Source organism: Paraphotobacterium marinum (genome assembly GCF_002216855.1).
GTDB lineage: Bacteria > Pseudomonadota > Gammaproteobacteria > Enterobacterales > Vibrionaceae > Paraphotobacterium > Paraphotobacterium marinum.
The window spans coordinates 816,040-829,788 of sequence record NZ_CP022356.1; the positions used below are offsets into that span (position 1 = coordinate 816,040).

The 13,749-nt window shown below is 29.7% G+C and carries 15 protein-coding genes; 1 reads left to right on the forward strand and 14 read right to left on the reverse strand.

Annotated elements, in window-relative coordinates; all coding sequences use genetic code 11:
* Positions 1–41: 41 nt before the first annotated feature.
* From CF386_RS10910 to CF386_RS10950, 9 genes are all read right to left on the reverse strand, one after another.
* Positions 42–647, reverse strand: coding sequence for a cytochrome b/b6 domain-containing protein (locus CF386_RS10910; protein ID WP_089074464.1), 606 nt, complete (start codon positions 645–647; stop codon positions 42–44).
* Between the two features lie 32 nt (positions 648–679).
* Entirely contained in the window at positions 680–1,600 is a 921-nt protein-coding gene (locus CF386_RS10915; protein ID WP_089074465.1) for a glycosyltransferase, read from the reverse strand.
* Between the two features lie 27 nt (positions 1,601–1,627).
* Positions 1,628–3,298, reverse strand: a complete 1,671-nt coding sequence (locus CF386_RS10920) for a phospholipid carrier-dependent glycosyltransferase (RefSeq protein ID WP_089074466.1) — start codon at positions 3,296–3,298, stop codon at positions 1,628–1,630.
* Between the two features lie 83 nt (positions 3,299–3,381).
* A complete protein-coding gene (locus CF386_RS10925) occupies positions 3,382–4,785 on the reverse strand; it encodes a heavy metal sensor histidine kinase (RefSeq protein ID WP_089074467.1) in 1,404 nt (467 codons plus the stop codon).
* Positions 4,766–5,443: a heavy metal response regulator transcription factor gene (locus CF386_RS10930; protein ID WP_089074468.1), complete on the reverse strand. Its 678-nt coding sequence runs from the start codon at positions 5,441–5,443 to the stop codon at positions 4,766–4,768. The genes CF386_RS10925 and CF386_RS10930 overlap by 20 nt, the downstream gene beginning before the upstream one ends.
* A 159-nt stretch (positions 5,444–5,602) precedes the next feature.
* Positions 5,603–6,139: an iron transporter gene (locus CF386_RS10935; protein ID WP_089074469.1), complete on the reverse strand. Its 537-nt coding sequence runs from the start codon at positions 6,137–6,139 to the stop codon at positions 5,603–5,605.
* A gap of 28 nt (positions 6,140–6,167) precedes the next feature.
* Positions 6,168–7,661 (reverse strand): 4Fe-4S binding protein, encoded by a 1,494-nt coding sequence (locus CF386_RS10940; RefSeq protein ID WP_089074470.1) that lies wholly within the window; start codon positions 7,659–7,661, stop codon positions 6,168–6,170.
* Between the two features lie 2 nt (positions 7,662–7,663).
* On the reverse strand, positions 7,664–8,455 hold the full coding sequence (locus tag CF386_RS10945) for an FTR1 family iron permease (protein ID WP_089074471.1): 792 nt from the start codon (positions 8,453–8,455) through the stop codon (positions 7,664–7,666).
* A gap of 10 nt (positions 8,456–8,465) precedes the next feature.
* Entirely contained in the window at positions 8,466–8,963 is a 498-nt protein-coding gene (locus CF386_RS10950) for a hypothetical protein (protein WP_089074472.1), read from the reverse strand.
* Positions 8,964–9,147: 184 nt separating this feature from the next.
* Here CF386_RS10950 and CF386_RS10955 point away from each other — a divergent pair, with 184 nt between their 5' ends.
* On the forward strand, positions 9,148–9,951 hold the full coding sequence (locus CF386_RS10955; protein ID WP_089074473.1) for an undecaprenyl-diphosphate phosphatase: 804 nt from the start codon (positions 9,148–9,150) through the stop codon (positions 9,949–9,951).
* Here CF386_RS10955 and CF386_RS10960 read toward each other — a convergent pair.
* The 5 genes from CF386_RS10960 to CF386_RS10980 form a co-directional block, all read right to left on the reverse strand.
* Entirely contained in the window at positions 9,916–11,397 is a 1,482-nt protein-coding gene (locus CF386_RS10960; protein WP_145955054.1) for an FUSC family protein, read from the reverse strand. The two genes, CF386_RS10955 and CF386_RS10960, sit on opposite strands and share 36 nt — an antisense overlap.
* A 101-nt stretch (positions 11,398–11,498) precedes the next feature.
* The gene (locus tag CF386_RS10965) at positions 11,499–11,900 is read right to left on the reverse strand and encodes a hypothetical protein (RefSeq protein ID WP_089074475.1); all 402 of its coding nucleotides are present in this window, start codon (positions 11,898–11,900) and stop codon (positions 11,499–11,501) included.
* A gap of 140 nt (positions 11,901–12,040) precedes the next feature.
* A complete protein-coding gene (locus CF386_RS10970) occupies positions 12,041–12,586 on the reverse strand; it encodes a hypothetical protein (RefSeq protein ID WP_145955055.1) in 546 nt (181 codons plus the stop codon).
* 77 nt (positions 12,587–12,663) lie between these two features.
* Positions 12,664–13,194: a DUF3833 family protein gene (locus CF386_RS10975; protein ID WP_089074477.1), complete on the reverse strand. Its 531-nt coding sequence runs from the start codon at positions 13,192–13,194 to the stop codon at positions 12,664–12,666.
* A gap of 20 nt (positions 13,195–13,214) precedes the next feature.
* Entirely contained in the window at positions 13,215–13,748 is a 534-nt protein-coding gene (locus CF386_RS10980) for a chalcone isomerase family protein (protein ID WP_089074478.1), read from the reverse strand.
* Position 13,749: the final 1 nt, after the last annotated feature.

Here is a 13,749-nt window from a genome sequence, read left to right on the forward strand (position 1 = left end):
CATATCAAACAATAAGTTGAGTCATTGAAATTTGACTCAAATTATATATTGAATTGGTGCTGTACATCCTTGTCTTCTAAAGATTGAGGATAATACTTTTCCATTACATAATGCATAAACCCCATTAAAGGATGCCCAATAATGTATGCCTCTAATAAACCAACAATTGTTTTATGAATATTCTGAATTTCATGTGCATTTGGAAAATCATAGTACCAAAATAAAAGCCAGGCCACACCTGTAACGCAGACCAGAACAATTGAAAGAAGACCTAACCCCTGAACTATCGCAGCGAGGCCTTTTGGTTTTGCATTTGGTAATTTCAAAGACATCATGGTTAACAAATCTTTTTTTAAATTTTGAAAATCCATCCAGATGTACGGGTAATAATATTTTAGTCCCCTTTTCTTAAATGATAGAAAAACCAAAAATAAAGCTAATACTGATGTCAATATACCAACTATGATATGAATAATTGTACCAATATTAAAAGACATCAATACATATTTAACATGCATAAAGTTACTGTCCAAGATTTGTAACAACACGCATCCAGCTAAAGTTATATGCACCCATCTAAATATAAAATTCTGTTGTTCACTTATATAATTCCAAAAACCAAACAAGGTATTACTCAAAAATTTCATAAAAACAACACTCCAATATCAATGATCTTACTTCAATATTTTTTTATTATAAAGCGAGGTCTTTTTCGAACTTCTTCATAAATTCGTCCAATATATTCACCTACAATTCCCAGCCCCATCAGAACTATACCAATGAAAAAGAATGTTAATGCAAATAGTGTGAAAACACCTTCTGCATCAGGACCATGCATAAAACGTTGTATTATAAGATACAAAAATAAAATAAAACTTATAGTTGATACAGCCAATCCGAGCATAGTAAAAAACTCTAGAGGAGCTTTTGAAAAGTTTGCAAAAAAATCAAAATTATATCTTATTAGCTTATATAAATTATAACTTGATGTACCCTCTTCTCTTGCTGCATGACGGACATCAATATCTGTTGGATTCGCAGCAAAACTATGAGCCAAAGCAGGTAAAAACGTCGAGTTCTCTTCTGTAGCAATAACTTGTTTTACAATATCTTTTGTATAAGCTCGAAGCATGCACCCTTCATCAACCATATCAATGCCTGTTAATTTTAGTCTTAGAGAGTTATGTAGTTTTGAAACAAGAAGTCTCCATTTTTTATCTTGGCGATTAACTCGAACACCACCGACAACATCATGACCTTGCTCCACTTGATCGATTAAAAGACCTATATCTTCAGGATAATTCTGAAGATCAGCATCCATCGTTACAACAATCTCACCAGATGACTGTTCAAATCCTGCCATTATAGCCATATGTTGACCATAATTTTTATTAAAATCAATAATAACTGTTTTATCCGGATATTTTGAATGCACTTTAGTTAGTATTTCCAATGATTTATCTTTACTGCCATCATTTATAAAGATAACTTCATAGGTGCTTTTAAGTTCATCCATTGCAGGAAATAATCTTTGAAATAAAGATTCTAAAACTTCCTCTTCATTATAAACAGGGATGACAACTGAAATTTGTTTATTCATAAATTTAATATATTCCTCTATAACATATTATTTATTTGTAACAAGAACCATTTTAGAGGTTGCCTTTACAAGAATTAATTTGTGTTTATTTTGATTCAAAAGGCTATCATAATCTTTTTTTCTCATAAACATGAGAACCTTTTGAGGTGAATGCCATGCATCCCAAAGTTGTGTTTCAGTTTTTAAAGTATATTTAGCACCAGAATTTCTCATTTTTCCAGTAATTTCTAGTTCACCGGGATTATCAATGATCCATAATTTACGATGAAGATAAAAAGATGCTCCATAAAAATAATCATGATAACCAGCAATAATTGTGCTCTCATTACTTTTCATTATACTCTGAGCGATGTTTATTAAAGGCTTTACTGTCTTTGACGATAAATATTCTGCACCAATCCATGAACAATTTACAATAATACACATTCCAAATATAATCAAACATAACAATTTTCTAATTTTTTTTCTTTTTAAATATAAAATTGAAAAAATAATGATTGGTAGAAGAATAAGTGACATCGAAAAAAACACACTTATTAAAGTGGATTGATAATACTCAAATTTGGGAATAAGTGGAACAATTACTCCTGCAATTGCAAAAAGTATTAAGAAACTTATCGCTAATATCAAAGGGATCTTATTTGCACTAGAAATGGTGTTATTTTGAAAATCTATTTTTAGTTTTTTGGCTATTAAAATCGATACAGGTGCTATTAATGGAAGAAAGTAACCGATCAAAACAGAATGTGAGAAGGCAAAAAATGCAACTATAGATAAAAACCAAATAATAAGAAACTTTTCTTCAAGGTTTGTATTAAACCAGTTTTTGAAGTAATTTTTAACTAAAATTGGTAAAAAACCTAACCATGGAATGAAAATGGCAAAAACACATACAAAATATACAATAATGTTCATGCTTCTATGCTGTTCATTTGTTGTAAATCTTAAAAATTGTTGAACAATTACATAATAATGAAAAAAGTCAGGATAGCGACTATTTACGGCAAATATCCAAATACTTGAAACAAGCAAAACCAAAATTGCACCTAGGTAAAGTCTGTAATTTTTTAAAAGAAAAAATCTACCTGTAAAGATTACCCATAATCCAATGACCATCATTGGAAAAACTAAACCGATTAGTCCTTTTGTCATCACTGCCAAAAATGAAAAAATAAATGATAATGTTAACCAAATTTTTGACTTTTTTTGACTATAAATGGATGCTAAAAAAGTTAGTAATGAACAATTAATAAAAATTGCAACACCTATATCCAAGTTTAAATAGCGACTCATCACCAAATATAGTAATGAAGTTAAGCACAATAAAGAAGAAAGTAGTGCGATAATTCGAGAATTAAAAATCCTTTTGATAAGTAAATACTGAAAAATGATATAACTTAGTGATAGAATAGGATTAACAAGTCTGGCAGCCCACTCATTTAACCCAAATAATTTTAAATAAACTGCCGTTAACCAATAAATAAGAGGTGGCTTTTCAAAATAAATTACGCCATCAAGGTGAGGAACAATAAACTCGTGTGTTTTGATCATTTCACGAGCAATTTCTGCATATCGAGTTTCATCAGGAGAAAATAAAGCTGGGATTCCATAAGTTAAAATTGCAATAAAAAAAATCAAGCTTAAAAATAGCAAATCTAACCAAGTTTTGTTTTTATCACTACTTAAAAAATTAAACATGTCTCTTGAGATAATTATAAAAAAAATGATTATATAATTGCACAAGTGACATCAAAGTGACTTTTACATTACAATTTTGTCATTTATTTTTTTAATCGTATCTCTATTTCTGTTCCCTTTCCTTCTTGACTTGTTGCATTAATTAGACCATCGTGCATATCTATTATTGACTTAACAATAGACAGTCCAAGACCAAATCCGTTAATTTTTCTAGATCTGGACACGTCTGTTCTATAAAACCTATCGAAGATTAGGTCTAAATCTTTAGTAGGAATACCAATACCTTCATCTTTAATGAGAATGTAAGAATATTTAGCATCTTCTTTCATCAAACAAACAATATCAGAATCACTTTCTGAATATTTGATAGCATTTGAAATTAAATTTCCGACAGCCCTTTTTAATAGCAATCTATCTGCATAAACAATACAATGTCCTTTAATATGAATATTAATTCTTTTATCTTCGGCAACTTCATCATAGTATTCAACTAATTGTTTTAAATCCAATGAAAAATCATAAACTTGTCGTTCCAAACTATTTTGTGGAGATTCAGCTCTTGCAATAAATAATAATTTATCAATTAAAGTAGATAATCTTCTTAGCTCTTCAAGATTATTAAGTAGAGTATCATAATAATCTTGGTTATCTCTTTTTTTTGAAAGGATCACTTCATTTTGACAAACAATTGAATTAAGAGGGGTTCTTAATTCATGAGCCAAATCATTTGAACAACTTGATAAACGATGAAAAGAGTGTTCTATTTTATCCATCATTTTATTTAATAGATCCACCGTTTGTGTTAATTCAGTTGGCCACTTTCTTTTACTAGATAAATTAATATTAAAGCTTTGAAGATCTGTATTTTTTATCGCAAAGTTAAGATCATATATCGGTTGAAGTCCCTTTCTCGAAAATAAATTAATGAAGAAAAAAGAAATAATAAAAATAAGAATAAACGAAGTTAATAGTATCCCCTTGTATTGTTCAACTAAACCATCACTTTGGGTTATATCTATTACAGAAATAATTTCAATATTATTGGTTTTATAAAAAAATTGGTTCGTTTTGAATAAAAGAATCTTTTTATTAATTCTAAGTTTAAAAAGATTATTTTCAGAACGAATGTTATTTTTTATGGCAAAATTATCAAAATCTATACCAGGAGTTTGAATATAGTTTTTGCCGTTGAATAATATTAGAACATAAAATTTATTTGAATTGTCCTCTGCTTCAGTTATAACTTCTTGTGCAAGACTCGGTTTTAGATTTTCATCTTTCGATTTTTTGATAATATTTTTAATAGTGTTAATTTCATTTTCTAAAAAATTTTCATTTTTATCTGAAACAATCTTAACTACTGCAAAGTAACTGACACCAAATGCAAAACTTAATAACAAAATAGAATATATTATATAAGATAATAATATTCTATTTTTAAGAGAAAAAGCATCGATTTTAAAGGCACTACCTTTTTTCCAAAACATATCCAAACCCCCTAACAGTGTGGATTAATTTTGATTCAAATGGCGTATCTACCTTACTTCTCAAACGCTTTATAGCGACATCAACTATGTTTGTATCACTATCGAAATTAATATCCCAAACTTGCTCAGCTATCATTGTTCTAGATACAACCTTAGTTTCATTTCGTACTAAAAATGATAAAAGTTTGAATTCTTTTGCTGTCAGATCTAATTTTATACCATCTCTATATGCTTTGAGTGATTCAAAGTCTATTTTTAAATCTGATATGTGAACGGTTTCGTTGATTTGCGAGTTTTGTGTCCCTCTTCTCATTAGAGAATTTATGCGGGCTAATAACTCTACAAAGTGGAAAGGTTTAACTAAATAATCATCTGCACCTAGTTGAAGACCTTTCACTTTATCAAAAACTTCATCTTTAGCAGTTAAAAAAAGCACAGGTGTTTGTTTATTCTTGGAACGGAAAATTTTAATTAAACTAAAACCATCTAAATCAGGCAAGTTAACATCCAATATAACTAACGAATATACATTGTTTTGGGCAAGATGTAGACCATCGATACCATTATGAGTGATATCAACAACAAAATGGTGTTCCTCAAGACCTTTTTTTAAATATTGGGCTGTATTAATCTCGTCTTCAACAATTAAAATTTTCATTTTTTTTCTCTACTTCAAAAAATTTTATTATACATAACAAGAAAAAAAAAACATTTAAAATTGGAATTTTTAATTTGATTATTCTGTATAGGATAACTGTTATTGTACATAACACCTATCCTATTTAATATTCATTATACAGATATCATTGAATAGATATTAATATCCACCCGCCTTTCCACCACCGATCCATTTAAAATCACCTTTAATCGTAAATGGTTTAAAGTATGGTGCTGTTCCAGTTTCTTTATCTGTATGTCTGAAAAATCCATTCCAATCAGGTGGATCAATGTGACATATCTCATCATAATGTCCAGGACCATCAAGTTTTATATTTCTACCATAGTGTGGTCCATCATTGGCTACCATCGGCATCATAGAAAATACAATTCTCCAATCAGAATTTCTTTTACTGATAGTACAAGCAATATTTGCATTAGGGATCCAACCGCCAGCACCAAAACCCATTTCAGAACCTTTAATTTCATGCATATCAACTTCATTATGGATGTCGAACTTTTCCATATTCATCGTTGGCATTGGAGCCATAGTTACGGGTTCAACCCATATAAGAGCTACTTCCACTTTATTTTGGTATACTTTTGGCGGAGAAATAGGATGATCTGCATAGGCAGCTGACGTCCCAAGCGCCATAATAGCCGCAGACAAAACGGCTGGTTTGAAAAATTTTTTCATTGTTCTTACCTCTTTTTTTAAAAATTATTTATTTACCGGGTACAATAAGATGCTGCCGGATCATTTCAACTTCAGACATATAGCCCTGCCCGAGTATCGCAGGCCACCACATGTATAAAATCATTAAAATATTTATTATAACTAGCAACAGTGCCATAGACTTTTTGTAAAAAGCGACGGATTGAAGACTAAATACATATTGGTAACTAAGTATAAAAGTCCATAACATACTAGAAATTAACATGATACTTTTAATCCAAACTTCGATAAGTTCGGGAAGGTTAAAATCGTCATGTAACACTTCAAAAAACTTCCCGCACAAGCCAATAATAATTGACAAAATAGCCACTGGTATAAATTGATATGTGATAATTTTAAATGACTTTTTAAATTGTTCTTTATTGCAAGATATGAGTTTTGAAGCAATTGCATTTGTCCCTGCTAAAATAAGAGCAATGATCATTCCGTAAAAAGACATATATAATGTTATTGATATTACATCTAACCATGTGAAATTTTGATTCCATGTTTGTGAAGAAAGTAATGGTGAAGCTTGATTGAAAAACCACATAAAATTATTATCAAGTAAGATACCACCCACATAATCTCTAAATACATTGTAATCATTTAATATTAACCACAAGAATCCCCCCGCGCATAATCCTGGTGTGATTAAGATAAAAATTATCTCAGACCAGTTTGGGCTATGATTCATAATATTTTTGACTTCAAAACCAGGCTTTCTGAGATAAATACCTAGCATAGCTTTAGGTTTTGCATGAGTACAAGCCCCACATGTTATACAGTTATTTGTGGTCGATTTAATTGAAAGGTTATAATCAGTAGGACATAAACTACCCTCAATATATTCGGGCAACTGTTCAGTTTTTTTTCGTTGTTTATTAGGCTTAAAATCTAAAATTCCCAGACGCGATACTACACCTAAAATTTTTCCAATGGGACAAAAATATCTACACCAAGGTCTGCTCCCTCTTTTACCAAAAAGCAAACCGACAATAAATGCTAAGACAAAAATATAGAGAAATAGAAGTGCAAGTCCTTTTGGATCGTCTCGAACATCCATAGTTTGACCCAAAATGGTTACTAATAAAAACATGATGACTAACCATCCATTCCATTTCACCCACCTAGGAACTTCTCTTTTTAATCCTAATCGACCTGCCCACTCAGATAAAGCTCCAAGAGGACAGAGTAATCCACACCATAATCGACCTATAACAATTACGGATAATAGACAAAAACCATACCAAACCCCCCAAAACAGAAATTGACTTAAGAGCGTCACATTTGTAAATATCGTATCATGTGATTTTGGAACACTCGCAAATAATGGTGCGATCGTAAGATAAAGAAATAATAAAAACATAATAGCTTGAACTATATAAAAATTCTTACGAAATTTTAGAAATATCTTTTCAAGCCAAACTAACCTTGCTTTTTGAAAAGCAGGTTTATTATTTAAATATTTCACAGGAATTTGTTTACCAACCTTATCAGGCATAATTAACTCTTAAATATATAAATCAAAAAATCTTTAATAGTTTTCGAGAATTGTTTTAAAAACAATAAACCAGTTGAAACTAAAAATATGGTTATACAAAGCAAATACTCTACACTTGATTGGGTTTTCAAAATTGAATTATCAAACATATATTGTGTTGGTGTAAAGCCAAGCCAGTTAGCCTCTTGAAATGCATTCACCGCATTACCTATGCACATCACAGCTAATAAAAAAATGAACCAAGGGGTTAAAGAAAAAATAACTCTATTAATTTGTCTATATTTATCTGTTGAGTATTTATAAATAATCAATAAAATAGCAAACAAAACAATACCAAGCATCAACCCTGACAATGTTCCAAATTGTTGAGACATAGAACCTTGAAATAAACTAAAGTAAAATAAAATCGTTTCTGCAAGCTCTCTGAAAACGCTTATAAAAGCCAATAAACCAATGCCAAATAAGCTCAATTGATGAAGGTTTTCTTGTCTAGAAAAGGTTTCAAAATTAACGTAAAGTAACATCGCCATTGCAAGTAAGCTGGCAACCGCTTCACTAACCTCTCTTGCTTGTCCAGTGAACACACTACTTAGATAAACACAACCAAGTGCCATTAATAAACCAGCAAACAAAGCTCCTACACAGTTTTTATAAACAATACCAACTTTATCTTCTCTATCCGATTTTTTTAAGGCAGATATTAACATAATTACAACAAGTAAGGCTTCGGTGCCCTCTCTTGGAATTATCCAAAATGATGAGGAAAGTGCACTAAAAAATGAATTATCAAACATATTTATATCCTCACAGTCCCAATTCTTTATTTAGTAAAGCTGCTTCTTTATTAACTTCCTTACAAATTCCATCCATTTTCTTTTTAATTTGAGCTTTTTTATTATCATTCATTGGTTTTTCAATTAATGCAGCTAAGGAGTGAAATTGTTGCTCTACTTCAAAAAGTTGAGAGGGTGAAGCATAAGATCTATATTTAATCTCAATAACAGCATCATATACATCCCAATATGCACTCGATGCTATATCGTGAGCCTTTTGAATTTCGCCTTTATTTATTAACTCATATGATTGTTCCATCATATTACATATTTGCTTAGCTTTTTGACTATAAATACTGCTTGATTTAGATTTCCCATCTTTAACAGTTGGCTTATCTGAAGTCTTTTCTGCTTTCGTTTCGCTGGTAGCATTATTATTTGTTGGAGATGAACCAAAATAAATAATTGCACTAGCAACTAAAAAAATTGCTATCAAGGTTCCAAATAAAATTAATAACTTTTTACCCATTGTTAATTCTCAGTTAATGTAGATATAGTTACGGGATCTTAATTCAAATGATAATTATTATCAATACTATTTTCAAAAAAATTGCAACATTGATAAAAAAAAATTATCAAAAACTCTTTCAAGTTAAGATTAAAAGTATGAATTGAGATACATTGAAATATTAAATAAATAAAAAGTATTAAAGATGAGCCATATTCAAACGATTTTTCTTGCATTAATTCAGGGTTTAACCGAATTTTTACCCATATCTAGCTCAGCACATCTAATTTTACCTTCGCAATTACTGGGGTGGAATGATCAAGGGATTCTTTTTGATGTCTGTGTACACTTTGGCACTTTATTAGCAGTCATTATCTACTTTAGAAAAGAAATTTATGAGATATTGGTTGGAACATATAATGCAATTTTAAAAAGGAATCCTAATGAACATTCAAAATTATTTGGATTACTTATATTAGCAAGCATTCCAGTTTGCATTTTTGGATATTTCCTAAAAGATTTTATTGAGGTTTATTTAAGATCAAGTCTTGTTATTGCCCTATCAACAATTATTTTTGCTTTTTTACTCTGGTGGAGCTTTTCTTCAGCACGTGAGACAAACACTTTGAAAGATTTAAATTGGAAAGATGCATTTTTTATTGGACTATTCCAATCTATTGCATTGATTCCTGGGACTTCTCGGTCAGGCATAACAATTACGGCTGCTCTACTCAAAGGGTTTGACCGAGTATCTGCAGCCAAATTTTCATTTTTGTTATCCATTCCAGTGATATCATTAGCAATGGGTTACTACAGTTACAAATTGATTTTAACACCTAATTTAAAAATTGATTTTTTAAACTTATTATTAGCAACCAGTATTTCATTTTTATCAGCATTAATCTGTATACACTTTTTTATTAAAATTATATCAAAAGTGGGAATGTTGCCATTTATTATCTATCGATTGATTTTAGGAGTTTTCCTTTTTCTGTTTATAGGATTTTAGCCATTCCCTTTTTAAAAGCAAATTATAAAGTTTAATTCGGCTATTAATCAAAACTAAAATCAACGTTTTAAAATCGTTTAATGGATTATTGTTTTCTACATTAATTGACTCAATTTGTGTTTGTATAATTTTAAGTTGGTCCTTCTTTTCATGCAAATTATCTTTTAGGTTTGGGATTGAGCTATGAAGATGGCTAAATACATCAATACATACTGAAGTAAATTGATGATTATTTTTTAAGTCCTCAGCACTTATTTTCGATAAACTTTTCACCATTTTATTTAATGTTGTATCAACAATTTCATACAATTTAGCAGTTGTTGTAAAATAAAATAATGGCTCTTTGGTCAAAAAAGTATAATCTTGATGAAGCTGGATAGTTTTAATTCGAAAGTCCTTTGTAAATGCGAGCATTTGTTCATTATCCAAACTTTCATTTAAAGTTTTTTGCAGGAAAATAGTCATATCATGATAAAATTTCATAATTTCTAATCGAATATCATTAGATATACTTCGTGGAAAGAATATCAACTCTCCAATTATGGCTATGATGACTCCAATTAAAGTATCTATCAAACGTAATTCCACAAAATCATTGAATGTCATCTTAACTGGCATAAAAAAATACAGATTTATAATTAAAATGGAAGCAAGAACCGTAACAATAAATACCTTCCTAGCAAGAGCAAAATTGATAATTGCAAAAAGTAAAAAAACGAGTGAATATTTTGCAAACTCAAACGGTTCAAAATAGATAATTGCGATAAAATAACCAAGAATCAGGCCTATGATGGTCCCAAAGACTCTTTGTTTGGCTTGCTCAATTGTCATGGCAAGATTTTGTTGGCTTAATACTAAAGCAATAATACAAATCCACAATATATTTGAATTGGGTAAAAATAAACTAGCAAAAATTGAAAATAAAAAATTAAGGCTAATACGAAAGGCTTGTTTAAAAACATATATGTCTTTATTGATCGGTATAGATGGTATCTGGGTCAATGGTATAACATAAATAACAAAACAATAACAAAGTGAGACAATTACAGCTGACTTAATAATTAAAGCTAAATCTGATAGATATTCTTTTGGTTGAAAGCCATAATAATTCAGATAAATTAATAAAAGTACCAATGTAAAGATTGATAAAGGTTTACCATATGACATAAACCTTGGTAAACAAAAAGCTAAAAAAGTTAAAATAGTTAGCGAAATATAGTCAAATGGTGGCTCTAAAGTATGACAGCAAAGTATCGCAATGATAAGAATCAAAAGCATCACAACAAAACTTTTTAATAAATTCAAAATCTGCGATGTTTTGTTAGATCCAAATCTAATAAAGGTTAAAAAAACGGAGAAAAAAACCAACCAAACTGAAGACGGAAAATGAAAAATTGAACCCAAAGCCCACGATAAAAAAACAACTAATAATGTGGAAGTACTCATCCAAAATTGTTGTTTAAAAATAAGCTTAATTTCTGAAAATGAAGAAAGATAGTTCAAAACAAGTCGTAAAACCAATCAAATAAAAACAAAATATATCTTAACTATAAGCGATAATCTATAATTTTTTGCAGAAAATCATTATTAATTTTTGTCGTACTATAAACCCCAAAATCCTTCCAAGAAGACGTCTCCGTCCAGCTTGTTGAATTTGATGCAATTTCTAGTAAGTCCTTATAAGGCATAAAAAACCATATGTTTTTTAAAGGAAAAACAATATGTAAATCTTCGTCTTCGCAACTTTTATCAATAGTCGGTGCAGTTTTCATAATAACTTTAATATTATGTTCTTCGCTACATGCTAAAAAATCAGCTTTCCAATAACTATAATCAAGTTTGATTAAGTGATAACCATATTGAGCAAGCTTAGCTGCAACCAAATGAAAATTATATATTTCTTTTTGCTTAGCCGATAATTCATTAAGATGAAGTTTCTTCAATTTCATATTAAAAACCTATTATCAAAATCTTTGTTAATCCATAAGACCATGTTAAGGATTAATGTATGATTGCAAACCTAGTTATTATAATAATGTGATAAAAATCTAATTCCACTTTTCAAAAAAACAATCAATTTAACAGTTTTTTAATCACTATCACCCATAGTCAAATACCATTTGTCATTGATAAGAATTAAATAATTGACTCCTTTCGTGGATTCATTCGACCAAAATATGCTAGCTTTCTTTTGATTTTTAGAAATTGATATTTTATCAAGATGAATCGTTTTTGACATATTTTGATTTGATACACTCATAATTGAGACAAAATAGTCTTCATCTTTTAACTGTTTAATTTCAGATATTGACATGTTACTTGCTTTGGAAAATTCAGCTAATGCTTTCGGATTAGTTTTTAAGTCGTGAAATTGACTAGAAAAATAACTTTTACTATCATCAGTGAGCATCTCCCATACAATATTATATTTTTTATTATTAAGTGCTGAGAGTAATTTTTCCGCCGAACGTTTTACTTCATCATTAACTTCAATAACAGATGTATTATCACTACTTTCATTCGTTTGTTCCACTTGAGCTTCGTTCACAACATCTGTTTTTTTATCATTTTCTTTTGAGCAAGAACTTAGTAAAATAGCAACAGATAATAAGCCAACTAATTTTAATCCCTTCATGTCCATGATCTCTTTACCTTATTTTTTATTTATTATCACTTTTTCAATAAATTAATTTGTCATATTTTTATAAAGATTTATGATTTTTTTGTGAAAAAAATTGAAATTTTACCAACTGTAAATCCAAATTTAGTCATTGTCGTTAAATTAATTATATGTTTAGGATCCTGAAGGTACATCCAATCATTCACTGAGACATTCACTTCACCATATTTATCAGTCATAACTTTCAGTGTATATTTCAAGTTAAAAGCATTACCTGATTCAACACCAATAGCATCCCCCTCTACATCTGAAGCATTTGCGATATATTTACCATTTTCTTTTCTAACCGTCCAAATCCGCTTATTTGGATTATTACCTTTTCTATCCCATTTAAAAGTCTCGTCCAGAATAAGTTTATTATCTTTAATAACACCAATAGTATTAACAGTAAATCGACTAATTATTTTACCACTTGAATCCTGCACCATTCCATAAGCCTCTGTTTCTCCATTAAAAAATTGAAAGAAATCAAGCTTTGGTGTTTCGTCTTTGAAATCACTAATAGATGCAGAGCAACCAACTAGAATAGAACATAATACGAATAAGAATGCCTTTTTAAACATATTGTAACCTCCTGATAGAACTACTGGGCATTTTTAAGTAGAGACCGCCTCAACCTTGTGGCTGTTGAGTTTTCAGATAGCCAAATTCCCAAAAATTTTTTGGAAAAGTTATTATCTTTAATCATACCAATTTTTTTTCTATTTAAAAAAAACAAACTATTTCCTGGTTGATAAACAAATGTTATTACATCGTTTTCTTTAACATTGGGATAAATTTTTGACAACACTTTTTCTCCATTTGCAATAAAACTAGGAGATTCTCCCATTCTTCTCCAACTCCTCGACGTCGCTTCAATGAGATCTTGTTTGGTAAAGCTTTGTAAATAACGTATTGAAATCGCAGCTTCAGAGGATGGATATTTATAATTTAACGTTGGTGACTTCAAGGTAGCTTTGAATCTTGTTTTGAATAAGAACACATAACTCCCTTTTCCAACTTCTTTCCAGCTTTTTATATCATTTAAATTGACAACTTGCTTAGCATAGATATTTGTTGATAAACAAGTGGCAGAAAATAAAAAAAAATAAAACATCTTTCTTAAAATAAGTTTCATA

What these genes read in the sequence shown, in the direction of transcription:
- CF386_RS10910 (WP_089074464.1), bottom strand. Translation starts at nt 647, where the DNA reads ATGAAATTTTTGAGTAATACCTTGTTTGGTTTTTGGAATTATATAAGT.
- CF386_RS10915 (WP_089074465.1), bottom strand. Translation starts at nt 1,600, where the DNA reads ATGAATAAACAAATTTCAGTTGTCATCCCTGTTTATAATGAAGAGGAA.
- CF386_RS10920 (WP_089074466.1), bottom strand. Translation starts at nt 3,298, where the DNA reads ATGTTTAATTTTTTAAGTAGTGATAAAAACAAAACTTGGTTAGATTTG.
- CF386_RS10925 (WP_089074467.1), bottom strand. Translation starts at nt 4,785, where the DNA reads ATGTTTTGGAAAAAAGGTAGTGCCTTTAAAATCGATGCTTTTTCTCTT.
- CF386_RS10930 (WP_089074468.1), bottom strand. Translation starts at nt 5,443, where the DNA reads ATGAAAATTTTAATTGTTGAAGACGAGATTAATACAGCCCAATATTTA.
- CF386_RS10935 (WP_089074469.1), bottom strand. Translation starts at nt 6,139, where the DNA reads ATGAAAAAATTTTTCAAACCAGCCGTTTTGTCTGCGGCTATTATGGCG.
- CF386_RS10940 (WP_089074470.1), bottom strand. Translation starts at nt 7,661, where the DNA reads ATGCCTGATAAGGTTGGTAAACAAATTCCTGTGAAATATTTAAATAAT.
- CF386_RS10945 (WP_089074471.1), bottom strand. Translation starts at nt 8,455, where the DNA reads ATGTTTGATAATTCATTTTTTAGTGCACTTTCCTCATCATTTTGGATA.
- CF386_RS10950 (WP_089074472.1), bottom strand. Translation starts at nt 8,963, where the DNA reads ATGGGTAAAAAGTTATTAATTTTATTTGGAACCTTGATAGCAATTTTT.
- CF386_RS10955 (WP_089074473.1), top strand. Translation starts at nt 9,148, where the DNA reads ATGAGCCATATTCAAACGATTTTTCTTGCATTAATTCAGGGTTTAACC.
- CF386_RS10960 (WP_145955054.1), bottom strand. Translation starts at nt 11,397, where the DNA reads ATGAGTACTTCCACATTATTAGTTGTTTTTTTATCGTGGGCTTTGGGT.
- CF386_RS10965 (WP_089074475.1), bottom strand. Translation starts at nt 11,900, where the DNA reads ATGAAATTGAAGAAACTTCATCTTAATGAATTATCGGCTAAGCAAAAA.
- CF386_RS10970 (WP_145955055.1), bottom strand. Translation starts at nt 12,586, where the DNA reads ATGAAGGGATTAAAATTAGTTGGCTTATTATCTGTTGCTATTTTACTA.
- CF386_RS10975 (WP_089074477.1), bottom strand. Translation starts at nt 13,194, where the DNA reads ATGTTTAAAAAGGCATTCTTATTCGTATTATGTTCTATTCTAGTTGGT.
- CF386_RS10980 (WP_089074478.1), bottom strand. Translation starts at nt 13,748, where the DNA reads ATGAAACTTATTTTAAGAAAGATGTTTTATTTTTTTTTATTTTCTGCC.